General features: G+C 33.9%; 22 protein-coding genes. 5 read left to right on the top strand and 17 right to left on the bottom strand.

Annotation, left to right across the window (positions count from 1 at the left end):
• Positions 1-37: 37 nt before the first annotated feature.
• From BUR17_RS08915 to BUR17_RS08885, 7 genes are all read right to left on the bottom strand, one after another.
• Positions 38-619, bottom strand: a complete 582-nt coding sequence (locus tag BUR17_RS08915) for an LOG family protein (RefSeq protein WP_185116688.1) — start codon at positions 617-619, stop codon at positions 38-40.
• Positions 620-633: 14 nt separating this feature from the next.
• The gene (locus BUR17_RS08910) at positions 634-1,098 is read right to left on the bottom strand and encodes a GNAT family N-acetyltransferase (RefSeq protein WP_074229944.1); all 465 of its coding nucleotides are present in this window, start codon (positions 1,096-1,098) and stop codon (positions 634-636) included.
• A 137-nt stretch (positions 1,099-1,235) separates the two neighbouring features.
• On the bottom strand, positions 1,236-1,661 hold the full coding sequence (locus BUR17_RS08905) for a transposase (protein WP_074229943.1): 426 nt from the start codon (positions 1,659-1,661) through the stop codon (positions 1,236-1,238).
• A gap of 270 nt (positions 1,662-1,931) precedes the next feature.
• Positions 1,932-3,377, bottom strand: a complete 1,446-nt coding sequence (locus BUR17_RS08900; protein WP_074229942.1) for an aminoacyl-histidine dipeptidase — start codon at positions 3,375-3,377, stop codon at positions 1,932-1,934.
• Between the two features lie 132 nt (positions 3,378-3,509).
• Positions 3,510-4,001 carry a hypothetical protein gene (locus tag BUR17_RS08895; protein ID WP_074229941.1) on the bottom strand — a complete coding sequence of 164 codons (492 nt, stop codon included), beginning with the start codon at positions 3,999-4,001 and terminating at the stop codon, positions 3,510-3,512.
• 48 nt (positions 4,002-4,049) lie between these two features.
• Entirely contained in the window at positions 4,050-4,469 is a 420-nt protein-coding gene (locus tag BUR17_RS08890) for a hypothetical protein (protein ID WP_143747549.1), read from the bottom strand.
• 109 nt (positions 4,470-4,578) lie between these two features.
• A complete protein-coding gene (locus BUR17_RS08885; protein ID WP_074229939.1) occupies positions 4,579-5,181 on the bottom strand; it encodes an LURP-one-related/scramblase family protein in 603 nt (200 codons plus the stop codon).
• Between the two features lie 167 nt (positions 5,182-5,348).
• Here BUR17_RS08885 and recR point away from each other — a divergent pair, with 167 nt between their 5' ends.
• On the top strand, positions 5,349-5,960 hold the full coding sequence (gene recR / locus BUR17_RS08880) for a recombination mediator RecR (protein ID WP_074229938.1): 612 nt from the start codon (positions 5,349-5,351) through the stop codon (positions 5,958-5,960).
• A 2-nt stretch (positions 5,961-5,962) separates the two neighbouring features.
• Entirely contained in the window at positions 5,963-6,802 is an 840-nt protein-coding gene (locus BUR17_RS08875; protein ID WP_074229937.1) for a glycosyltransferase family 2 protein, read from the top strand.
• Positions 6,803-6,853: 51 nt separating this feature from the next.
• Here BUR17_RS08875 and secG read toward each other — a convergent pair whose 3' ends face one another.
• From secG to BUR17_RS08860, 3 genes are all read right to left on the bottom strand, one after another.
• Entirely contained in the window at positions 6,854-7,198 is a 345-nt protein-coding gene (gene secG / locus BUR17_RS08870; protein ID WP_074229936.1) for a preprotein translocase subunit SecG, read from the bottom strand.
• Between the two features lie 124 nt (positions 7,199-7,322).
• Positions 7,323-9,368, bottom strand: a complete 2,046-nt coding sequence (locus BUR17_RS08865; protein ID WP_074229935.1) for a M16 family metallopeptidase — start codon at positions 9,366-9,368, stop codon at positions 7,323-7,325.
• Positions 9,369-9,422: 54 nt separating this feature from the next.
• Complete coding sequence (locus BUR17_RS08860) at positions 9,423-10,736, bottom strand: M16 family metallopeptidase (RefSeq protein WP_074229934.1); 1,314 nt, start codon at positions 10,734-10,736, stop codon at positions 9,423-9,425.
• A 215-nt stretch (positions 10,737-10,951) separates the two neighbouring features.
• Between BUR17_RS08860 and BUR17_RS08855 the strand changes: the two genes are divergently transcribed.
• Positions 10,952-13,285 carry an ATP-dependent helicase gene (locus tag BUR17_RS08855; RefSeq protein ID WP_074229933.1) on the top strand — a complete coding sequence of 778 codons (2,334 nt, stop codon included), beginning with the start codon at positions 10,952-10,954 and terminating at the stop codon, positions 13,283-13,285.
• Between the two features lie 323 nt (positions 13,286-13,608).
• Here the strand turns inward: BUR17_RS08855 and BUR17_RS08850 are convergent, their stop codons facing one another.
• The 4 genes from BUR17_RS08850 to BUR17_RS08835 all read right to left on the bottom strand — a co-directional run bounded on the left by BUR17_RS08850 (position 13,609) and on the right by BUR17_RS08835 (position 17,860).
• Positions 13,609-15,450 carry a carbon starvation CstA family protein gene (locus tag BUR17_RS08850; RefSeq protein WP_185116687.1) on the bottom strand — a complete coding sequence of 614 codons (1,842 nt, stop codon included), beginning with the start codon at positions 15,448-15,450 and terminating at the stop codon, positions 13,609-13,611.
• A 224-nt stretch (positions 15,451-15,674) separates the two neighbouring features.
• On the bottom strand, positions 15,675-16,697 hold the full coding sequence (locus BUR17_RS08845; protein WP_074229932.1) for an alpha/beta hydrolase: 1,023 nt from the start codon (positions 16,695-16,697) through the stop codon (positions 15,675-15,677).
• Between the two features lie 19 nt (positions 16,698-16,716).
• Complete coding sequence (locus tag BUR17_RS08840) at positions 16,717-17,100, bottom strand: DUF3037 domain-containing protein (RefSeq protein ID WP_074229931.1); 384 nt, start codon at positions 17,098-17,100, stop codon at positions 16,717-16,719.
• Complete coding sequence (locus tag BUR17_RS08835; protein ID WP_074229930.1) at positions 17,087-17,860, bottom strand: HipA family kinase; 774 nt, start codon at positions 17,858-17,860, stop codon at positions 17,087-17,089. The genes BUR17_RS08840 and BUR17_RS08835 overlap by 14 nt, the downstream gene beginning before the upstream one ends.
• A 152-nt stretch (positions 17,861-18,012) precedes the next feature.
• On the opposite strand from BUR17_RS08835, the gene BUR17_RS08830 reads away from it, so the two are divergent.
• Together BUR17_RS08830 and BUR17_RS21285 are read left to right on the top strand one after the other, a co-directional pair.
• A complete protein-coding gene (locus BUR17_RS08830) occupies positions 18,013-18,852 on the top strand; it encodes an alpha/beta hydrolase family protein (protein ID WP_074229929.1) in 840 nt (279 codons plus the stop codon).
• Between the two features lie 79 nt (positions 18,853-18,931).
• Entirely contained in the window at positions 18,932-19,147 is a 216-nt protein-coding gene (locus tag BUR17_RS21285) for a bacteriocin-like protein (RefSeq protein ID WP_074229928.1), read from the top strand.
• A gap of 65 nt (positions 19,148-19,212) precedes the next feature.
• On the opposite strand, the gene BUR17_RS08820 is transcribed toward BUR17_RS21285, so the two are convergent.
• The 3 genes from BUR17_RS08820 to fahA form a co-directional block, all read right to left on the bottom strand.
• A complete protein-coding gene (locus BUR17_RS08820; protein ID WP_074229927.1) occupies positions 19,213-20,034 on the bottom strand; it encodes a flavin reductase family protein in 822 nt (273 codons plus the stop codon).
• Between the two features lie 62 nt (positions 20,035-20,096).
• A complete protein-coding gene (locus BUR17_RS08815) occupies positions 20,097-20,504 on the bottom strand; it encodes a GxxExxY protein (protein WP_074229926.1) in 408 nt (135 codons plus the stop codon).
• 106 nt (positions 20,505-20,610) lie between these two features.
• On the bottom strand, positions 20,611-21,858 hold the full coding sequence (gene fahA / locus BUR17_RS08810; protein ID WP_074229925.1) for a fumarylacetoacetase: 1,248 nt from the start codon (positions 21,856-21,858) through the stop codon (positions 20,611-20,613).
• Position 21,859: the final 1 nt, after the last annotated feature.

The following is a 21,859-nucleotide window of genomic DNA, read 5'->3' as shown; positions in this document are numbered from 1 at the left end:
TTTCTTGTTGGTGTGTGAAAATAATATTGCAAATGTACTAAACTTCTTCCTTTGAGATCCATTTCCCAACGGTCGGAGCCTGATAATTGCTCATTTTTTCTAAAAGTTCATCAATAGAATCACTTACCAAAAGCATTTCCTGATTGATTTGTTTTAAAAATCCTTTATCAACCATTGTCTGAACCAGTTTAATTAAATCATCATAAAATCCGTCGATATTCAGAATAGCAATTGGTTTTTTATGGAGTCCCAGTTGAGCCCAAGTAATCATTTCGAAAAACTCTTCCAAAGTTCCATAACCTCCGGGAAGAACGATTACTCCATCGCAAAGTTCATTCATCTTGGTTTTTCTTTCGTGCATGGTTTCTACCAAAATAAGTTCGGTAAGATTTTGATGCGCAATTTCTTTTGATTGTAAAAAATGGGGGAGGACTCCAATTGCTTTTCCACCTTTTTGTAAAACTCCGTCTGCTACAGCTCCCATCAATCCTACATTGGCACCTCCATAAATAAGTTGGATATTTTCTTTTGCTAAAGTTTGTCCTAATAAAGTTGCTTGTTTTTTATATAGATCATCCGAACCAAAACTTGATCCGCAGAATACAGTTATACTTTTCATTGTTATATTATTAATTATTTTGTCCATTTTATTTTTACGGCAGACATGATCTCTAGTTCAAGTCTGATCTCTGATAAAACTTCAAATTCGTTTTTTATATAAAATTCTAATGGAGATTTATAAAAACTGCCGTTAAGTTTTTTATCATTGCTGTTGTCAATTACCCAACCGTTCAATTCATTTTTATGTTGTTTCAATTCATTCAAAACTTTTGTACCCCAACCTTTACCATGAAGGTTTTCAGAAAGAATGATCGCAAACCATGTTTCACTTTCTCTTTCAAATGTAATTGCCCAACCCTGAATTTTCTCATCATCATTCAATAAAAGAAAATGACCGAACTCATTAAGCTTTTCAAGATAGTTTTCAAAACCATCGATACTTTTATAAGCTAATTTTTCAGGATATTCATTATTCCACAATTGCAGAATCTGTTCTTTTTGTTCTTGGTTGAGTTGATGGGTGTTTGTGATTTTCATTGGAATGAGTTTAAACAAAAATAAGCAAAATTAAATGTGGAGATTCTTAAGTTCTTTTATATTATGTTTTTAGAATTCAATAGAGGCGGGTTTCGGCCCATCTATAAAAACAAATTCAAATTGGCATTAGCCAAAATCTAATTAAAATTATATTTTTCTCTAAACTCTTGATATTCTTCTTCAAAGGTTTTCTTCCGATGATGAATATGTTGGTTTTTAATATAATTTCGAACTTGTTCAACCATTGATTCTGAAACAGAAACGGCAAAATATTCTTCTTGCCATGCAAATTTTTCTTTCGTCAAACAATTTTTATTAATCCAATAAGAAGACTCACCTTTTATTAACTGAACAATATTTTCAATGTTTTGATTTGAGCTTAAAGAAATTAAGTAATGACAATGATCAGAATATCCATTGACTACATCCATGAAAATTCGTTTTTCTATTGCGTTTTCTTTAATATGTCTCCAAACTTTAATATGCTGTTCTAATGTGCTAAAATATGGAATTCTATTTTTTGTTGAAAAGACAATGTGGATATAAATTTTTAGATAAGACATTTGTGTTGTTTTCTCAAAATTAGAAATTATTTTTTTAAGTTTTGGCTAAAGCCAAAGGAATGTTTTTTATCACAAACGGGCTAAAGCCCGTTCCTATTGAATAACATCATATTGTGAATTTTTGATTCGAACGTATTTTTGTTATTCAATAGGGGTGGGCTTTAGCCCACTTGTAAAAGATAATTCATCGATTGGCTTTAGCCAAAATCGATTAAAAAAAATATCCAAAATCAAAAGACTTTGGATATTTTTAATATAAAAATTACATTCTTATTTCAATGGAATATTCGCTAAAATATCTTTCGTGAAACTCCAGAATTTCTGTGTTGAAGAAATATTTGCCTTCTCATCAGGAGAATGGGCTCCTCTGATGGTTGGTCCGTAACTTACCATTTCCATTTCTGGGTAATTAGCACCGATAATTCCACACTCTAAACCTGCATGACAAGCTACAACGTGAGGTTTTTCTGCAAATTTCTCTGTGTAGATTTTTTCTAAAACTTGTACTATTTCAGAACCTGGTTTTGGTTTCCATCCTGGGTAAGATCCGCTGAATTCTACATTCATTCCTGCCAATTCTGATACCGATTTTAATTGTTCAGCTACCGAATCTTTAGACGAATCAACAGATGATCTTGAAAGGTTTAAAATTTTCAGACCACCTTCTTTTAATTCTACTCTTGCCACGTTGTTTGATGATTCTACCAGATCCTGTACATCCGGGCTCATTCTGTAAACTCCGTTGTGAAGAGATTTTAAAACCAAAATAATTTTCTTTGAATCTTCTACAGAAAGCACTTTTTCTGAGCTTGTAGAGTTTTCAATATTAATTTGAAGATGAGCTTCAACAGAAGCAAACTCTTCTAAGATTTCTTTTTTAATTCCGTTGGTTACATTTTCAATAAACTCACCGGCATTTCTCACAGAAATTAACGCCACAGATTCTCTTGGAATTGCATTTCTCAAACTTCCACCATCAATTGAAATCAACTGAACGTTTTGATTTTCCAAAGCTTTGTAAAGAATTCTGCCCATGATGATATTGGCATTTCCAAAACCTTTGTGGATATCCATTCCTGAATGACCACCTTGTAAACCTTTTACTTCAATTCTTACGATTTGTCCGTTAGATACTTCTGTTGCATAGTTTTGGGTTACGGTAACATCAATTCCACCTGCACATCCGATGTCAATCTCGTCATCTTCTTCTGTGTCTAAATTTAAAAGAATTTGTCCGGTTAATTGTCCAGGTTTTAAACCTAAAGCTCCGGTCATTCCTGTTTCTTCATCAATCGTGAAAAGAGCCTCCAAATCAGGATGTGGAATGTCTGAACTTTCAAGAATCGACATAATAGTGGCAACTCCTAAACCGTTATCTGCACCTAAAGTTGTACCTTTTGCTTTTACCCAGTCTCCGTCAACTTCCATCTGGATTCCTTGAGTTTCAAAATCGAAATTTACATCGTTGTTTTTCTGGCAAACCATATCCAAATGCGACTGCATAACAATCGATTTACGGTTTTCCATTCCCGGAGTAGCCGGTTTTTTAATGATCACATTTCCTACTTCATCTACTGTAGTTTCCAGTCCTAAATTTTCACCAAATTCTTTGATGAAAGCAATTACTTTTTCTTCTTTTTTTGACGGTCTCGGAACTGCATTTAATTTGGAGAAATTCTTCCAGATAATCTGCGGTTCTATATTGGATAGTTCCATAAAAATTTATTTTTATCAAAATTACGAAATAAAAAATGCTCCCGAAATTCAGGAGCAATATTTTTGCTAATTGCTAATTGCTAATTGCTAATTGCTAATTGCTAATTGCTAATTGCTAATTGCTAATTGCTTTTAACATCCACATTCACCATAAATAGGAATGGTGGTTTTGCTTCCGTCTGGTTTTTCAATAGTTAAAGTACCTTCAAAAAGCAAAGCTTCTTCGTGTTTTATTTTTTTACCTTTTACAGAGATTTTATAATTCTCATTTTCAATTTCTTTAGTTAGGTCTTCGCCAGCTTCCATATCGCTTGAAGAAATCAAATTCATAGCAATTCTTTTTCCGTCGAGTTTCATATAAGCCGTTTTTCCAGCATCATCAGCATAAATGTATTGTTCATTTTCAAAATCTGCTTTGTTTTTTGCAAAATAGCAAGAGCATTCTTTGATTTCTTTAGGGAAAGGAAATACATCAACTAAAACTTTCTCAGGTGCAGAATCTGTTTTCGCAGAATCCTGAACAATATTCAGAGAGTCTGTTGGTTTTGAATCTGGAACGGTTTCTTTTTCCTTTTTACAGGCAACCAAAGTTAAGGCTGAAAAGAGAATGATAAAATATTTCATTTTTTTAAATTTATGGTTAAGCAAAATTTTAATTGAGCTTTAATAGAGTTATTTTGGTTCTATTTTATCAATTAAATTTTTAAAATTTTTCAACTCAACTGATGGAAAATCATTAATTATAAATGAAGAATCACTAAGAATTATATGATTAAATATTCCGCTGTGAGAGGGTATAGGTTCTCTGTTTATCTTGTTTTCAGCAAGCTCATAAATGATTTTGCTAATTAAATTACTTTCTTCATCAGCAATTTTTATACGCTTAATAGATTTTGTAATTTTTGATTCATGTATATTATCACAATTTCCCGTTTTTTCTGAATAATCTGCAAGTAAGGGGCTTTTAAAATCATCTCGATAAATTATTAATTGTTTTTCGTCCCCACCCCATTCTCCACACTTATCGTCTCTGCTTAATATTTCTAATTTATTAACATGATTTATATTAAGTAAAATATTTTTATTAAACATAACATTTTCTTTTTGACAAGAAATGATGATCAATGCTCCGAATAAGGTTATAAATGTTTTCAGAAGTGAATAATTTTAATATTACTACAAATGAATTGCCAAAAGCTAATTATCCTCTTGCTCTTTCAAGTAGAACCATCATCAATAAAGATAAAACGACTAAACTTTCATCTTCGTCATCAATATCAATGAGTCTGTCAAGCTGGAATCTTCTTCCGAACATCGAAGGCATTTTCTTTAGCTTAAAATATTCTTTTCCATCCATTCCTTTTACGGTGTAAGACGGGTTAAGGAAATATCCGGTAAACATTCCAATAATTGGGATTTCACCAACCATTCCGTCGAAAAATTTCACCCACGCATTATCTTCTGTAATGGTAAATTTTTGTTGATCAGCTTCGTCTAAAACATTGTAAGATGATTTCCAAATAGAACGCATTCCTTTTCTTGCAAGTCTACCGAAATTTTTTCCAATGGTATCTTTAATAGAGTAAGATGCATTAAAATCAATCCACTGATTAGCCTGAATTCTGAAAAGTTCTTTAGTTTTGCTTTCGTCATTGAAAACGATAACGTCTTCTTTTAGTTTAAACATTTTCTGACGAACATAAGCTACGTAATTTCCTTGCCTGTCTGTAATGTTGAAATCGCTGGCCAAAGTTGTGATTTTAAATTTAAAATCCAGCGGATAATTAAGGTTGTTGAGTACCATTTAGTTTATTTCTGTTTAATATTTTGATGATCAAAGATAGTGGTTTTTTCAGATTTATGAATAATTCTACAAGGCGAGATTGCTATTGAAATTTTGCTCTTCAAAGTTATCGTGTAAATACGCATTGACTAATCATATTTTACAACTATAATTCTTATTTTTGTGCTATGGATTACCCAAGTAAAGTATTGGCAAAAGCAGTTGAAGAGATTTCTGGACTTCCGGGTATCGGTAAGAAAACCGCTTTGCGTCTTGCACTTCATTTACTTAAACAGCCTAATTCCAGAGCGACAAGTTTGGGAACTTCAATCATCAATCTGGTGAATGAAATTAAATACTGCAAAGAATGTCACAATTTTTCAGATTTTGATATTTGTGAAATCTGCAGCAACGACAAACGTAGCAATGAGCTGATTTGTATTGTGGAAGATGTAAGAGATGTTATCGCCATTGAAAATACCGGAAAATATCGAGGAAAATATCTTATTTTGGGTGGGAAAATTTCTCCAATGGAAGGAGTGGGACCTCATCAACTGAATATTCCAAGTATTGAAAAGAAGCTACAGCAAGGCTTGGCAAAAGAATTTATCTTTGCTCTAAGTGCAACTATGGAAGGTGATACTACGGCTTATTATATTTACAAAAAATTCAAAAATTCGGGTGTTCAGTTTTCAACTATTGCAAGAGGAATTTCAGTAGGCGATGAACTGGAATATGCAGACGAAATTTCTTTAGGCAGATCGATTACCAACAGACTTCCATACAACGAAAAGGATTAAAAATGAGTAAAAAACTTTCAATCGTTATCGTTAATTACAACGTGACTCAGCTTTTGAGAAACTGTTTGATTTCTATTGAAAAATATAGTAATGGAGTCGATTATGAAGTTATTGTGATCGATAACAAATCTACAGACAGTTCGTGGGGTGATCTTATACCAGAATTTCCAAAAGTAAATTTTATTGCTTCTGAAATAAATGGAGGTTTTGCTAAAGCTAATAACAACGCAATAGAAACAGCGACTGGAGAATATCTTTTGATTTTAAATCCGGACACAGAATTGGAAGGATTTTATTTAAATGAAATTTTAGATTTTGCTGATTCTAAAAATAATTTTGGTTGTCTGGGGGTAAGAATGCACGATGCTAATGGGAATTTTCTTCCGGAAAGTAAACGTTCGGTCCCTGATATGATCAATTCTTTCGAAAAATTATTTACCAATTTTAAAAAGAAAAACTCAAAATCATATTACCGAAATGATGTAGATGAATATGGAGTCGCAGAAGTGGAAGTGATTACCGGAGCATTTTTCTTGGTTAAAAAGAGTGTCTACGAAAAAGTTGGAGGTTTAGACGAAAGCTATTTTATGTACGGCGAAGATATCGATTTGTGCTACACGTTGCTGAATAACGGTTATCAAAATTACTATTACGGAAAGGCTTCTATTCTTCATCATAAAGGCGAAAGTACGGTGAAAGATGAGGTGTACCTCGAAAGATTTTACGGAGCGATGCAGATTTTTATTGATAAGTATTACAGAGAAAGTAAGCCCTTACAATATTCATTTATGAAAGCAGGTTTGAAGCTAAGGCATAAAATAGAAAAGATTAAACTCAAATAAAAAAAGCAACTCCATCGAGTTGCTTTCATTTTATCTTAAATAAAGTATTTCTTATTTATTTGCCGGAACACTTACCGGAGCCGAAGACTGAGAAGCTGGAGCTTTTCCTGCAGGAGCTTCTTTAGTTGGAGCTTGAGGAATTACCGGTGCTGCTTGCTTAGGTTTACCAGTCACAACAACGCTTATCAAAATAAGAACGATGATTACTGCTCCTAAAGTCCAGGTTGATTTTTCCATAAAATCATTAGTTCTTTGTACTCCAAACTGTGCAGAAGATGCTCCTCCGAATGTACTAGAAAGACCGCCACCTTTTGGGTTTTGAGCCATAACAACGATTACCAATAAAACGCTGGCAATCATAATAAGAATCATTAATAGTGTAAATATAGTATCCATTAATTTTAATATCTTTTTGAATGGGCAAATTTAATGTTTTTTTACCGAACCACAAAATAAGATTTAAGCTAAAAATAGAAAACGGCAGCAATTGCTACCGTTTTCATTAAAAATATATTAATTCTTATTTGAAGTCAGAATCTTTAGCCTGGTTTAATTCGTATGATTTTACTTTCATCACCATATCCATACCCATTTGATTAACTGTGATTGTATAAGGCATTTTTACACCAGCGACATCTTTGTAATCAGCAAAAGTAGTAGGAACTGTGAACGTTTGTCCTTGTGCTTTTACAGTTTCAGTTTCACCTGTTTTAAGACCAGTTTTTACGCTATAGTAATAAGCTTTATCACCAGCTTTGATTGCATAAGAATCTTCACCGTTAATTTTTTCAATTCCTGTCAATTTGTAATCTGCAGATTTAGCAAAACCTAGTTCTTCGAAAAGCTCAGTATTTTTTAAGTTGTCAGCGATTTCTTCTTTAGTCATCTGAACTTTTTGTCCCATTTGCTCAGAATAACCTGTTTTTCCATCAAAAACTTGTTTTTGAACTGTCATTCCACCAGCAGAAACTGTTTGAAGTTCTTTTCCACCTTGAGCTTTAACAATTTTGAAATCAAGGTTTTGTCCTTGCATAGACATTGATGCATTCGTTGTATATGAAGACACTTTTGACAAATTAGCTTTTCCGCCAATTGCATTAATGTACTTATCAACAACAGAAGCTACAGTTACGCTTGCATCAACTTTCTGTGCTGTTGGTTTAGCAACAGGATTTGCATATGCATCATAGTATTTTACAGGGTAACCTAATTTTTCTAATCCTTCAGAAATTTCAGAAGCTTTACCAGCGATGAAAATTCTGCTTTGGTTTGGTAAAATAGTTGCTTTTACTGCGTTAGAAACGTCAGCTGCAGTTACTTTATCAATAGATTTTAAATAGTTAGTGTAAAAATCAGCCGGAAGATCCTGAACTTTTTGGTTAACTGCAAATCTTGCAATTGTTGCAGGCTGCTCTAATGCCATGATGAAACTTCCTTTCAATTTAGCTTTAGCATTGGCAAGTTCGTCAGCTTTTACAGTAGAAATTCCGTTGATTTCGTTCATGAATTCTTTTACTGCTTTATCAGTAACCTCGTTTCTTACACTAGCTTCAGCAGAGAAAGAAGGAGAATATTTGCTTGCGCTCATATCTGAATAAGCTCCATAAGTGAATCCGTTTTTCTCACGAAGATTCATGAAAAGTCTAGCTTCTCCACCACCACCAAGAATGTAGTTGGCAATTGTTGCAGGGAAGTAATTTGGATCTTTCATTTTCAATGTGTTCAGGTTTCCTACAGAAACTACAGATTGTACTGCAGAAGGAACATCTACTACATTGATTTCAGTTTTAGCTACATTTGAAGCAGGCTCTAAAGCTGGGAATTTTGTATCAGCTTTTTTCCAATTGTTGAAAGCTTTTTCAACCATTGGTTTTACTTTATCAAATTTTACATCACCAACAATTACCAAATAAGCATTGTCTGGAGCGTAATATTTTTTATACACATTCTGAACGTCAGCTAACTGAATTTTGTTGATAGACTGTTCTGTTTCAAATTCACCTCTTGAAGTGTTTTTTCCGTAAGCTAATGCGTTAGAAACCCTTGAAGCGATTGCATCTGCACTCTTCTCTGAAGATTTTAGACCTTCAACAGCTCTGTCTTTAGATTTCTGAATTTCGTCAGCAGAAAATTTAGGATTGATGATTGCATCAGCCATTAAACCTAAAACTTCAGGGAAATATTTTGAAAGAGAGTTTGAAGAAGCTCCTCCAGTAGAGAAGTTTAAGTTAGCTCCTAAAAAGTCTACTTTTTTGTTGAATGCATCCTTGCTTAAAGTAGTAGTTCCGTTACCAAGCTGATCTGCCATGATTTCGCTTACTCCGGTTACATCGCCTTCAAAATAAGGCTGTCTGTCCATAGAAAGACTTACGTTTACTCTTGGCAATTTGTTGTTTTCAACCACCATTACGGTCATCCCGTTTTTAAGCTGAAAAGTTTTTGGTTTTGCAATGTTAATCTCAGGAGTTGGTCCTGGTTTCGGCATTGCGTTAATATCAATTTTTTGTGCAGAAAGCATTCCTGAGAATAAAAATGCTACGGCTATATAGGTCAATTGTTTTTTCATTGTAAAAAATTTAAAAATTTATAATCATATTTAAAACTTGAAGTTTTTATACGATTACTTTTTTTCAGGTAAGTAGTTAAGGATGATTCTCTGGTTAGAATTTAAATACTTTTTAGCCGCATTCTGTAAATCCTGCTTTGTGATAGATTTGTAGATGTCGATTTCCTTGTTGATTAAGTTTGTGTCGCCCATCAATACGTGGTTTGTAGCCAATGAAGCTGCAATTCCCTGAATGCTTGAGTTTGCATTTACAAACTGATTTTCGTACTGATTCTGAAGTTTTTGATAATCTTCGTCAGAAATTAAAGTCGTCTGAAGTTTTTTGATCTCAGCATCGATGTCTGACTGTAATGTCTGCTTTGATGTTGATCCCATCGGGATTGCAAAGAATGCAAAAATACCGTAATCTTCAAGACCTTGGTTGAAAGCTGCTACCTGAAGTGCCTTTTTCTCCTGATCTACCAATTTTTTATATAAAACTGAAGACTTTCCGTTGCTTAAATAAGAAGAAAGCATATCTAAAACATAAGCATCCTTTTCTTTGTTACCCGGCGTTCTGTATGCAAAAACATAAGCAGGAAGCTGGATGTTAGGATCGTATGCTGTAACTTCTTTTTCTTTTGTGATAGGCTCGTCTTTCGGGAAGTTTTTAGGATAAACAGTTCCTTTAGGAATTGCTCCGTAATATTCCTGAATCCATTTTTTTGTTTGTTCAGGTTTGATATCTCCTGCTACAACCAAAGTTGCGTTGTTTGGAACGTAATATTTTTTATAGAAAGCTTGGAACTCATCTAGTTTAGCTGAATTCAAATCATCCATAGATCCAATTGTAGACCAATGATAAGGATGCTTTGTAAATAAGTTTTTCTGTACGTTTGTGAAAAGATTTCCATAAGGCTGGTTATCCATTCTCAATCTCTTTTCTTCTTTTACAACTTCTCTTTGCGTATCTACACCAACCTGGTTGATTACCGCATGACGAAGTCTTTCAGATTCCATCCAAAGACCTAATTGCTCGTTGTTTGAAGGGAAAGTTTCGTAGTAATATGTTCTGTCGTTTGTAGTGTTTGCGTTGTTTTGTCCACCATTTGAAGAAACGATTTTAAACCATTCTCCTCTTTTAATGTTTGGAGTTCCTTCAAATAAAAGGTGCTCAAAAAAGTGTGCAAAACCTGTTCTTCCAACTACTTCGTCTTTTGCTCCTACATGGTACATTACACCTGTTGTTACTACCGGTGCAGAATTATCTTGGTGTAAGATTACGTGTAGACCGTTTGGTAAATCATACTCTTCAAATTTGATTTGTTGTGCATTCAGCATTGCTCCAAAAAAGGCAGCAGCTGCAACACTAAGAAGTCGTTTTTTCATAAAATAGAAATTGTTTTGTCAATGAGTTGTAAAATTAGACTTATTGTTACAAAATTTTTAATATTTTTTTAAGAATTCTAGGTAATGGTTGAATTTATAGCGTAAGATTTTGGTTCTAAAGCTTTATTCAGTTTTGCTCGATTAATTGAAATTAAATACAAATTTGAATTCTCCTCATAATACACTAATTTTGTCATCCAAAATTTTTTTGCAGCATGGAGGATTATTTGAAAGGACTGAATGAATCACAATTTGAAGCCGTTACTACTTTACAGGGACCTTTGATGGTACTTGCGGGAGCGGGTTCCGGAAAAACACGTGTACTCACAATGCGTATTGCGCATTTGATTACTAATGGAGTAGACCCTTTCAATATTTTGTCTTTAACTTTTACCAATAAAGCGGCTAAAGAAATGAAAGAACGTATTGCGAAAGTTGTAGGACAGAGCAATGCGAGAAGCCTTTGGATGGGGACTTTTCACTCAGTTTTTGCAAGAATTCTGAGAAGTGAAGCACATTATTTAGGTTATCCTTCCAACTTTACAATTTACGATCAGCAGGATGCTTTGAATGTGATCAGAAAAGTTCTGAAAGACATGAATATTGATGCTGATTTGTATAAACCTAAAAAAGTTCAGTCTAGAATTTCAAATTATAAAAATAATCTGATCACCGTAAAAGCATATTATAATAATCCTGAATTAATGGAAGCTGACGAAAAAGCCAACATGAAATTCATCGGAAAAATTTATGAAAAATATGTAGAAGCTTGTTTCAAAAATGGTTCAATGGATTTTGATGACTTGTTGTTGAAAACCAATGAACTTTTAACAAGGTTTCCTGAAGTTTTAGCAAAATATCAAGAAAGATTCCGATATATTTTGGTAGATGAGTACCAAGACACGAACCACTCTCAGTATTTGATTGTGAAAGCTTTGGCTTCAAAATTTGAAAATATTTGTGTGGTAGGAGACGATGCACAGTCGATTTACTCTTTCCGTGGTGCAAATATTTATAATATTTTAAATTTCAAAAAAGATTATCCTGATGCGGTGACTGTTTCTTTGGAGCAGAATTACCGTTCGACACAAAATATCGTCAATGCAGCAAACGTTGTGATTGCGAAAAACCTTCAGCAGTTCAAGAAAAATGTTTTCAGTGAAAATGAAGAAGGGGAAAAAATCAAAGTGTACCGTTCGCTTTCCGATGCTGATGAAGCCAATTTCGTAGCTGGAAATATTTGGGAATTGAGAAATAGGGAGCAGAGAAAATTCAGTGATTTCGCAATTTTATACCGTACCAATTCTCAGACACGAGCTTTTGAAGACTCTTTGAGACGTAAAAATATTCCGTATAAAGTGTATGGAGGTTTGTCTTTCTACCAAAGAAAAGAGGTAAAAGATTTGATCGGTTATCTTCGTCTTTTGGTCAACGAAAATGATTCTGAAGCTTTGATGAGAATCATCAATTATCCGACAAGAGGAATTGGTGAAACCACTCAAAATAAATTAATTGTTTTTGCCGATTCGCAAAATCTTCCGGTGTCTAAAGTGTTAGACAATTTGGGGATTTATGCTCCGCAATTGAAATTTAATAATGGAGTTTTAACCAAACTAAGTGATTTTTGGTCGATGATTAAAGCGTTTCAGGTTTTGCTTAAAACAGAAACAGCGTACAGCGTTGCGATGGAAGTGGCAAAGCGAAGCGGTTTGATTAAATTTTTAAAAGACGACCAAACTCCGGAAGGAATTTCGCGTGTAGAAAACGTTCAGGAATTGATGAACTCGATGCAGGGTTTCATTGAGGAGCAGATGCAGATTGAAGATGGTGATCCTAGTTTACCGAATTTTCTTGAAAATATTGCACTTTCTGCTGATACACAAAGAAAAGATAACGAGGAAGATATGGTTTCTTTAATGACGATTCACCTTTCAAAAGGTCTTGAATTTCCGGTGGTACATTTAGTTGGATTAGAAGAAAATCTTTTCCCAAGTTTTATGAGTTCGGCAACTCGTGAAGATTTGGAAGAAGAAAGACGTTTGTTTTATGTTGCCTTGACAAGAGCAGAAAAACAGGCATTTTTCTCTTACGCAGTTTCCCGTTTTCAGTGGGGGAAAATTACTGATGCTGAACCTTCACGATTTTTAAGTGAAGTTGATGAAGAATATATTGAATTTTTAAACCCGGCGATTGAGAAAAGATTCATCAACAATTCTGGCATTACTTCTAATATTTTTGATGAGCATCCTTCTGAAATGAAGAGCTTTAAAAAGATTGAAAAGAAAACCATCTCTAAAACTGAAAATGATAAACCGATTGCCGAACCGAGAAAATTGAAACCGGTAAGTACTGCAAGGATTATCAATCCAAGCGGAGCTTCTTCACAGGATATTGAGGTTGGCGATAAAGTAAGACATGACCGTTTCGGAATCGGAGAAGTGAAATTCTTAGATGGAACTGATCCGCAAAATATCAAAGCGAAAGTAGTTTTCTTACATGAAGGTGAGAAGAATCTGATTTTAAAATATGCTAAACTGACGAAGATTTAGATCTACAGTTTAGAAAGCAAAATGGAAATTCAATAACAACGAAAATTTGTTCTTAATAAAATAAAGAAGGCGCAATACTTATTGTGCCTTCTTTTGTTTTTTTAATTAATAATGACATAGAAAACGGAGGCGTTAAGAAATTTTAAAGAATTACCGTCAAAAAATTTCCAATGTTTGAGTGGCGGTAATAATTTAGAATTTATAACTAATATCTGTTTCCGCCCGAATTTTGGAAATTTAGGAAATTCTTTAAAATTTTAGACGGAGTTTTCAAGTCTTGAATTTTTGATTCTTTTGTTTCAAGACAAAAGAATGTTATCAGATTACCTTTCCACCAATTCCTTCACTGTTTCGCCATAAAAATCGGTATGTGAAGTTTTAATTTTTAACAACTGATACCATTTTCTGAACGCGCCAACGAAAACAACAAGCATTAAAACCATTGCTACAACTGCTAAAGTTGCCAATAAATACTGCTGTTTTGGAATATAAATATCCATTACCTGAATATAACCAGCCCAAAATGTAATAATCGCCATGAAAACTCCCGGAATTGCTGAACAAAGCGCATATTTTCCTCGGTTTAATCTGATGAGCATTGTGGTACAGACAATCAAACCGCAGGCTGCAAGCAACTGATTGCTAATTCCGAAGAGTGGCCAAATGCTGCTTACATTTCCGGTAAAAACCAGATATCCCCAAGCAAATGTGAACAATAAACTACTGATGATAATTCCGGGAGTCCAGTTTTTATCATTGAATTTAGGAATAACAGATCCCAACATTTCCTGCAAGAAAAATCTTCCAACTCTAGTTCCTGCATCAATTGCAGTTAAAATAAATACCGCTTCAAACATAATCGCGAAATTGTACCAATATGCCATCAACTGATCCATGTAAGGAATTTTATTGAAAATATGCGCCATTCCGACTGCTAAAGAAACAGCACCTCCGGTTCTTCCGTGCAGATCAATTCCAATCCTTTCAGAAAAATAATCAATTTCAACCCCATGTAAACTTGGATGAGTTGCTAAAAATGCATCATATGTTTCTTTTGGTGTGTTGATGGCAAAATAATCTCCGGGCATCAAAGTACAAGCTGCAATTAAAGCCATTAATGCTACAAAACCTTCTACAAGCATCGCTCCATAACCTACAAATAAAATTTCCTTTTCTCTGTTCAGCATTTTTGGAGTCGTTCCGGTTGCAATTACCGCATGGAAACCTGAAATCGCTCCACATGCAATTACAATAAAGATAAAAGGTAAAACAGGGCCGCCAATTACGGGACCTCCTCCGTTAATAAATTCAGTTAAAGCAGGCATTTGAATGGTTGGATGAATCACAATTACTCCAATCGCCAACATGATAATCGTTCCGATTTTTAAATAAGTTGAAAGGTAGTCTCTCGGAACTAAAAGCAGCCAAACCGGCAACACAGATGCCAAAAATCCGTATAATGGAATTGCAATAGAAATGGTTGTAATGTCCCATGTAAACATATTGTTCATGGTTTCATTCTGCATTAAATTATGTCCACCAATAATTCCGGCAATTAAAAGAACACCGCCCAAAATACTTGCAAAAGTCACCGAGTTTTTTCTGTAACGCATAATCAATCCCATAATAATCGCAATCGGCATTGTAATGACCACAGTAAATAATGACCATGATGCTTCGTGCATTGCATTAATACAAGCTAAAGAAAGTCCGGCAAGTGTTAAAATTAAAATGAATAAAATAGCAAAACCGGCAACCGTTCCCGTTGTTTTTCCGATTTCTTTGGATGCAATGGTTGCCAAACTTTGTCCTTTGTGTCTTACGGATGCAAAAAGTACCACCATATCGTGAACACCACCTCCTAAAACACAGCCAATTAAAATCCAGATTGCTCCGGGAAGATATCCGAATTGAGCTGCTAAAACCGGACCTACCAATGGTCCTGCTGCTGCAATCGCTGCGAAGTGATGTCCGAAAAGAACATTTTTGTTCGTGGCTACATAATCTTTTCCATCGGCAAATTCTACAGCGGGAGTTGTATTTTTGTCATTTAAACGGAGTACTTTATTGGCTAAATAAATTCCGTAGAAACGGTAAGCAATTGCAAAGATAAGCAGGGATGTGAATACCAATGTTAATGCATTAATTCCATTTAGAAATTCCATATTGTTTTTCTTTTATGTGAGTAAATAATTAAGGTTTTCGCTTTTTTATTATGAATAATTTAAGCATTTGACCAAGGTAATTATTTTTTGTATAAAATTTATCAATATGTATATCAACTTAGCGAAATAATAAGTGATATATTTCTATTTTAAAACTAATAATTTGATTTTTAAAGTGTTGTTTATTGCTTCTTTTTGAAAAACTATATTCTGATATTGATTTTCTAATGATTGACGAAATTAGCTTTTTCCTGAGATAAAATAAAGTCGACCATTGCGTTGTTAAGTTCCTCCTGATAAGCTTTTTCTGTTGTAGAAAACCCGTGATTTCCTTTTTTTACAATGATTAATTCATGAGTGGTTTTCTGCTTTTTCAACATTTTGTTGAGTCTTTTAGAATGCCTTATAGGTGCAATTTTATCTTTGTTGCCATGCAAAATTAAAGTTGGAACCGTATTTTGAGTATAATGTAGAGGAGAAATCGTTTTACAGAATTCTACAATTTCCTTTTTATCTTCTTTGCTGTTCAAGCCTGTAATTCCCATAATAAGCTTACCTCTCAAATCAATAATCTTTTTTGAAATTAAGCCTACAGTCAACAAAAGTGGTTTTGGAGCACGGGTATGAAGAAGCCTGTTCATATCAGTCGGTCCAAAATTATCAACCACATAATTTACTTTTGCCGAATATTTTGAAAGTTCCTTATCGCCAACAAAATCTTCATCCTGAGTATAAGCGCTTAAAAGCGAAAGATGTGCGCCTGCAGAAACGCCCCACATTCCAATATTGTTTTCATCAAGATTGTATTTATCTGCATTTTTGCGAACCCATCTTACCGCATCTTTTGTGTCCTGAATCGGTGCCGGAAAATGAATATTTTCGGTAACTAAACGATAATTAATACTGATAACAACATAGTTTTTTTCTAAAAGTTTTAAAATGGTGTTTTCAACATAGTTATCAGCTGTAATGATTTTGTCACCTTCAACCCAAGCTCCACCGTGAACGTACATCACAACAGGAAGTTTTTTATTTTCTGTATTTTTCGGACGGTAAATATCAAGCTTAATATCTTTATTCGTTTCATCGGTTTTGTAAACAATATTTTCTGAAACATTAGCGTGCTCAAAAAGGAGTATACTTTTCTGTTTTTGTGAAAATCCAAACGTGGAAATTGTCAATAGGAATAAAAAAAATAGGTTCTTTAAAAACCTATCATTTTTTGTGTTTGAGTGGAATGCTCTCATAAAATATTGCTTTGGTTTGCTACTTTACCAGTTCTTCAAAAAGTTTACCAAAAGTTTGGTTTAAATCTTTCGATTTTCCGGGATGCGGTCTTGAAGTTTGTACAACTGCACTTCTCACCGCAGTCAGCCAACGGAATCTGTCTGGAATTTCGAGTAAAGCAATTGGCCCGCCTTCTTTTTTTCCTTCAGCAATATTTTTAAAACTCTCAAGATTTTTAGTAATATCATCATAATCGAGTTTGCTGTGCATAAGTTTAAATTTATCAGGACAGAGATAAAATTCTACTTTGATAAATTTTTCTTTTTTCGAAAACAAAACCAGTCCAATGTTGAAAAACTCTTCTCTTTCAACCTTCGGTACCAAACGTATTACGGCGTATTCGTATATCTTATCCTCTTGCATTTCTGGCTTCGTTTATAAAGATTTGAGAATTTTCTAATCGGGTCTTCAGAAAGTTGAAATAAATTTCACGAATTTCGTCCGGACTTTCTTCAGCATCATTCCAGTGCAACCAATCCTGTGGAATTGTATTGACGATTTCTCTGAACAATGTTTCATTTAAAACGGAATGAGCAAATTGATCTGCCTCATCTAATTTTGTCGCCTGTGGAAGCAAAACGTGATCTTTTACATATTTAAAAGGGGTTTTCGCAGCCGCATCAAAATTCTGCCATGAATGATGGAAATAAAAAGACGCACCGTTATCGATAATCCACAATTCTTTGTGCCACATCAAAAGATTAGTATTTTTGAAAGTACGGTCTATATTGGTGATAAATGCATCCAGCCAAACAATTTTTGAAGCCAGAAGTGCATCGACTTTCACGCTCGAATCGTAGGCAATAGAACCTGAAAGATAATGAAGTCCTAAATTTAATCCTTCAGAATTTTTCAATAAATCCTGAATTTCTTCATCGGCTTCCGTTCTTCCAAAATCTACATCAAGATTGGCAAAAACCAGCTCTGGAATTGGTAATCCCAAAGCTTCCGTAATTTTTCCTCCTAAAAATTCTGAAATCAACATTTTTACACCATGACCGGCTCCACGAAATTTTAAAACATATTTAAAATCATCATCGGCTTCTGCCAAAGCAGGAAGTGAGCCTCCTTCACGAAGTGGAAGGATATAACGTTGTACAGTAACTGTTCTTAAATCTGACATAATGCAAAAATAACGTTTTCCTTTGTGCTTATTTCTATTTGTGCTATTTTTAGGTTTAAAATTTGTTTAAATTAAAATATTTCTCTTGAAGATTCGACTAATTGCAGAAAATTAAATATTTGTCGGATTCAATTAATTCAAAAATAAAATACATGAAAATCATCAAAAATCAAAATATACTCATCTCAAATCCTGAAACCAAGGATTTCCTTGCAGATGCATTTTACCCTGAAACCAATGAGACACTACCTTTGGTAATTTTTGTTCATGGTTATAAAGGCTATAAAGACTGGGGTGCCTGGAATTTAATGGCAGAAAAGTTTGCAGAAGCAGGCTTTTTCTTTGTTAAATTTAATTTTTCGCATAACGGAACTACCGTTGAAGATCCTGAGAATTTTGCTGATCTGGAAGCTTTTGGAAATAATAATTATTCAAAAGAATTGTCAGATTTAAATGTTGTGATTGATCATTTCGTTAAAGATCTAAAAATTGATGACCAAAAAATAATATTAATCGGTCACAGTCGCGGAGGAGGAATTTCTATTATTAAAACCTGTGAAGACGAAAGAATTAACGGGTTGATTACTTTGGCAAGCGTAGATACTTTAGAAAGATTTCCTACAAAAGAAAATTTTGAAAAATGGAAAGAAAACGGAGTTTATTATGTACAGAACGGAAGAACAAAGCAGCAAATGCCCCATTATTTCCAGTTTTTTGAAGACTTTAAAAATGATGAGTATCGTTTTGATGTAGAACGTTCGATGGAAATGGCAAAAGCTCAGGTTTTAATTATTCATGGAACCAATGATGAAAGTGTTGACGTGAAAAATGCAGAACATCTTCATATTTTAAACCCAACTTCAGAATTGTATCTTATTGAAAATGCAAACCATACATTTGGCGCAAAAGAACCTTGGGAAGATGATGCGCTACCAAAAGGGTTGAATGAAGTTGTTGAAAAGTCTATTAAATTTATCAAACAAAATATTTGATTTTATTGTTAAAATTATTTTTGATGTTAATAATTTTCATACTTTAGTGAAACATTAATACCATTAAACAAAAATTTTTATGAAAAAATCAAATTTAAAAAAATTAAGCAGAGCAGCTCAGAAAAGTATCTCAGGAGGAGTAGGAGGTCTAGAACCAATACAATGTGCAACAGGCTGCTACAAAAATTATCTTGGTGATGGACAAGGCATTTTATGCATTGTGCCCCCATGTCAATCTCCTAATTTTGGTACACAAAGCCAAGATGCTAATGGACGTTGGCAGTGCTGTTACTAAGTATTCAGTTTTAAAAATAAAAGAAAGGAGTGAAAATTTTCACTCCTTTTAATTTGAATCTAAATTTATTTAATCAAAATTTTCCAGGCTTCTTCAATTTTACTATCTAATAATAATTTTTGAGCTTCCAAATGAATGTTTTCGTCGTTATGACAAGTTTCAGAAGGTAAAACTTCTACATTAGCTAACATACCTAAATCATTTCCGGTAAACACTTTGCTAAGTTTTATAGCATCCGGAAGTAAATCAAATCCAATTCCTTTCGTAACCAATGGTTTTGGGACTTCAAAAAGATTATTTTCATTATTTCTAGAATACCAATTTCCACCAAGGCGTGCAACCATATCTAGTTTTTTCTGATCCAGGTTTCCTTCTTCATTCAGATATTCTTCTCGGATGTGGATCTTCTGTACTTCACAAATGACCAAATTTCCCGCACCTCCCTGGTCTCCTAAAGATCTTACTTCTAAAACCTTGCATTCAAAATTAACAGGACATTCTTCGATTAATTTAGGTGTAACCAAATCGGCATCTTTCATCGTTAGTCCGGACTTGATGAATTCGTTCACTCCGTCACCATATTCTGTAGACGCTAAAGAAATCTGTTGTACAATTGGAAAATTAACGGTTCCGATCACTACTTCCGAAGTTTCCAAAACATTTTCTAAAGTATGTTTTGTAGTATTGTCGCGTACTCTTCTCGATGGTGAAAAAATCAAAATCGGAGGAACCGTGCTGAACATATTGAAGAAACTGAATGGCGATAAATTGATTTCTCCATTTTTATCAACTGTAGAAGCTAATGCGATTGGACGTGGTGAAACGGCAGTCTGCATTATTGTTTGTAGTTGTACAGGAGTTATTTCGGATGGAATTACTGTTTTCATTGTTTATATTTAACCACAAAAGTCACAAAAGTTTTTAAGTAAATAATTAGAATCTTTTAAGATCAAAAAAGCATATCGTAATATTTATTTACGAAGGTTTCGTGCCCTTGATGATAGAGATTTTTTACATTAAAATTTACTAATATGCCTTTGGGTTTTTTCATTAAATTAATATAATTTAAAACTTGAGCACGATGAATTTCATGTAGTTCTGAAACTGCTTTTAATTCAATTACGATTAAATCTTCCACTAAAAAGTCACAAAAGAAATCACAGTTAATTTCTTTTCCTTTATAAACGATAGGTACTTTAAACTCAGATTTAAAGTTGATATTTCTTAATTTGAATTCTTCTTCCAAGCATTTATGATAAACACTTTCAAGCAAACCAGCACCCAAAATTTTATGAACTTCAATACAAGCTCCATTGATTTTGTATGTCAAATCTGTTAAGTATGATTGTGTTATCATTTGTGTGTTATTTTACAAATTAGCATAAAGTTTTGTGAACTTTATCGGAAAATTATGAAGCTTTAAATGTTAAAAAACTTTTGTGACTTTTGTGGTTGAGATTTAATTATTTAGTCGGAATGATTTTTCCAGCAACCTCACCAAAACCAACTCTAACGCCGTCTTTTTCAGCCCAAGCTTTCATAGTTACAATATCATTATCGTCGATGAATTTTCTTTCCTGTCCGTTGCTTAGCTGAATTGGGTTTTGTCCTCTCCAGGTTAATTCAAGCATAGAACCGAAAGATTTTGGATCGCTTCCTGAAATAGTTCCGCTTGCGTATAGGTCACCAACTTCTACGTTGCAACCATTTACCGTGTGATGAGCCAATTGTTGGGTCATGTTCCAGTACATGTGTTTGTAGTTGCTTTCAGAAATTAGGTTTTCTTCACCGTTTTCAGGCTGTAAATAAACTTCTAAATTGATATCGTAATTTTTGTCACCTTCAAATTTTAAATAATCCAAAACTTCAGGATCTTGTGTTGGAGAAGCGGTTTTAAATGGCTCTAAAGCTTCCAAAGTAACTACCCATGGAGAAACTGATGACCCGAAATTTTTCGCCAAAAATGGTCCCAACGGAACGTATTCCCAAGATTGAATATCTCTTGCAGACCAGTCGTTGAAAACGACCATTCCGAAAATAGCGTCTTCGGCATCTTTTGTAGAGATACTTTCGCCCATTTCGGTATTTTTATTGACAATAAATGCCATTTCCAATTCAAAATCCAATTGTTTGCAAGGTCCGAAAACAGGCTTGTCTGCATCTGCAGGTTTCATCTGACCTTTTGGACGGTTGATTTCTGTTCCTGAAACCACAATTGATGAAGCTCTTCCGTGATAACCTACCGGTAAATGTTTCCAGTTTGGAAGTAGTGCATTTGCCGGATCTCTGAACATTTTCCCAACGTTGGTTGCGTGCTCAATGCTGCTGTAGAAATCAGTGTAATTTGGAATGTGAACAGGCATCATCATTTTTACCTGATCTACATCGTAAAATGCTTCTTCAATGGTTTTTTCATCTTTAGATAAAATAGAACCTTCAAGCAATAATTCCTGTATTTTAAGACGTACGGCGTTGGTTACAGGTTTTCCAAGTTCAATAAATTCATTTAAAGTGTATGCTTCAAAAATATTGTCATCAAGACCTTCGATATCTTCAAAGTAACCAAGATCATACAGGGTTGCAAGATCTATAATCTGATCTCCGATTCTTGTACAACATCCTATGAATTCTTTATTGAAAACAGTTACTCCGAAAGGAATATTGTGGATTGAAAAGTCTGAATTTGATGAATATTCTACAAATGATTTCATA

It is taken from the genome of Chryseobacterium scophthalmum, from assembly GCF_900143185.1.
GTDB classification, from domain to species: Bacteria; Bacteroidota; Bacteroidia; order Flavobacteriales; family Weeksellaceae; genus Chryseobacterium; species Chryseobacterium scophthalmum.
This window is presented reverse-complemented; position numbering and strand designations above follow the sequence as displayed.

Bases quoted from the DNA above. Each gene is read 5' to 3' on its own strand.
- BUR17_RS08850 (WP_185116687.1), bottom strand. From the start codon at position 15,450: ATGGAATTTCTAAATGGAATTAATGCATTAACATTGGTATTCACATCC.
- BUR17_RS08915 (WP_185116688.1), bottom strand. From the start codon at position 619: ATGAAAAGTATAACTGTATTCTGCGGATCAAGTTTTGGTTCGGATGAT.
- BUR17_RS08835 (WP_074229930.1), bottom strand. From the start codon at position 17,860: ATGTCAGATTTAAGAACAGTTACTGTACAACGTTATATCCTTCCACTT.
- BUR17_RS08820 (WP_074229927.1), bottom strand. From the start codon at position 20,034: ATGAAAACAGTAATTCCATCCGAAATAACTCCTGTACAACTACAAACA.
- BUR17_RS08815 (WP_074229926.1), bottom strand. From the start codon at position 20,504: ATGATAACACAATCATACTTAACAGATTTGACATACAAAATCAATGGA.
- BUR17_RS08855 (WP_074229933.1), top strand. From the start codon at position 10,952: ATGGAGGATTATTTGAAAGGACTGAATGAATCACAATTTGAAGCCGTT.
- BUR17_RS08860 (WP_074229934.1), bottom strand. From the start codon at position 10,736: ATGAAAAAACGACTTCTTAGTGTTGCAGCTGCTGCCTTTTTTGGAGCA.
- BUR17_RS08845 (WP_074229932.1), bottom strand. From the start codon at position 16,697: ATGAGAGCATTCCACTCAAACACAAAAAATGATAGGTTTTTAAAGAAC.
- BUR17_RS21285 (WP_074229928.1), top strand. From the start codon at position 18,932: ATGAAAAAATCAAATTTAAAAAAATTAAGCAGAGCAGCTCAGAAAAGT.
- BUR17_RS08890 (WP_143747549.1), bottom strand. From the start codon at position 4,469: ATGTTTAATAAAAATATTTTACTTAATATAAATCATGTTAATAAATTA.
- BUR17_RS08895 (WP_074229941.1), bottom strand. From the start codon at position 4,001: ATGAAATATTTTATCATTCTCTTTTCAGCCTTAACTTTGGTTGCCTGT.
- BUR17_RS08885 (WP_074229939.1), bottom strand. From the start codon at position 5,181: ATGGTACTCAACAACCTTAATTATCCGCTGGATTTTAAATTTAAAATC.
- BUR17_RS08900 (WP_074229942.1), bottom strand. From the start codon at position 3,377: ATGGAACTATCCAATATAGAACCGCAGATTATCTGGAAGAATTTCTCC.
- recR (WP_074229938.1), top strand. From the start codon at position 5,349: ATGGATTACCCAAGTAAAGTATTGGCAAAAGCAGTTGAAGAGATTTCT.
- BUR17_RS08905 (WP_074229943.1), bottom strand. From the start codon at position 1,661: ATGTCTTATCTAAAAATTTATATCCACATTGTCTTTTCAACAAAAAAT.
- BUR17_RS08910 (WP_074229944.1), bottom strand. From the start codon at position 1,098: ATGAAAATCACAAACACCCATCAACTCAACCAAGAACAAAAAGAACAG.
- BUR17_RS08865 (WP_074229935.1), bottom strand. From the start codon at position 9,368: ATGAAAAAACAATTGACCTATATAGCCGTAGCATTTTTATTCTCAGGA.
- BUR17_RS08875 (WP_074229937.1), top strand. From the start codon at position 5,963: ATGAGTAAAAAACTTTCAATCGTTATCGTTAATTACAACGTGACTCAG.
- BUR17_RS08830 (WP_074229929.1), top strand. From the start codon at position 18,013: ATGAAAATCATCAAAAATCAAAATATACTCATCTCAAATCCTGAAACC.
- fahA (WP_074229925.1), bottom strand. From the start codon at position 21,858: ATGAAATCATTTGTAGAATATTCATCAAATTCAGACTTTTCAATCCAC.
- secG (WP_074229936.1), bottom strand. From the start codon at position 7,198: ATGGATACTATATTTACACTATTAATGATTCTTATTATGATTGCCAGC.
- BUR17_RS08840 (WP_074229931.1), bottom strand. From the start codon at position 17,100: ATGCAAGAGGATAAGATATACGAATACGCCGTAATACGTTTGGTACCG.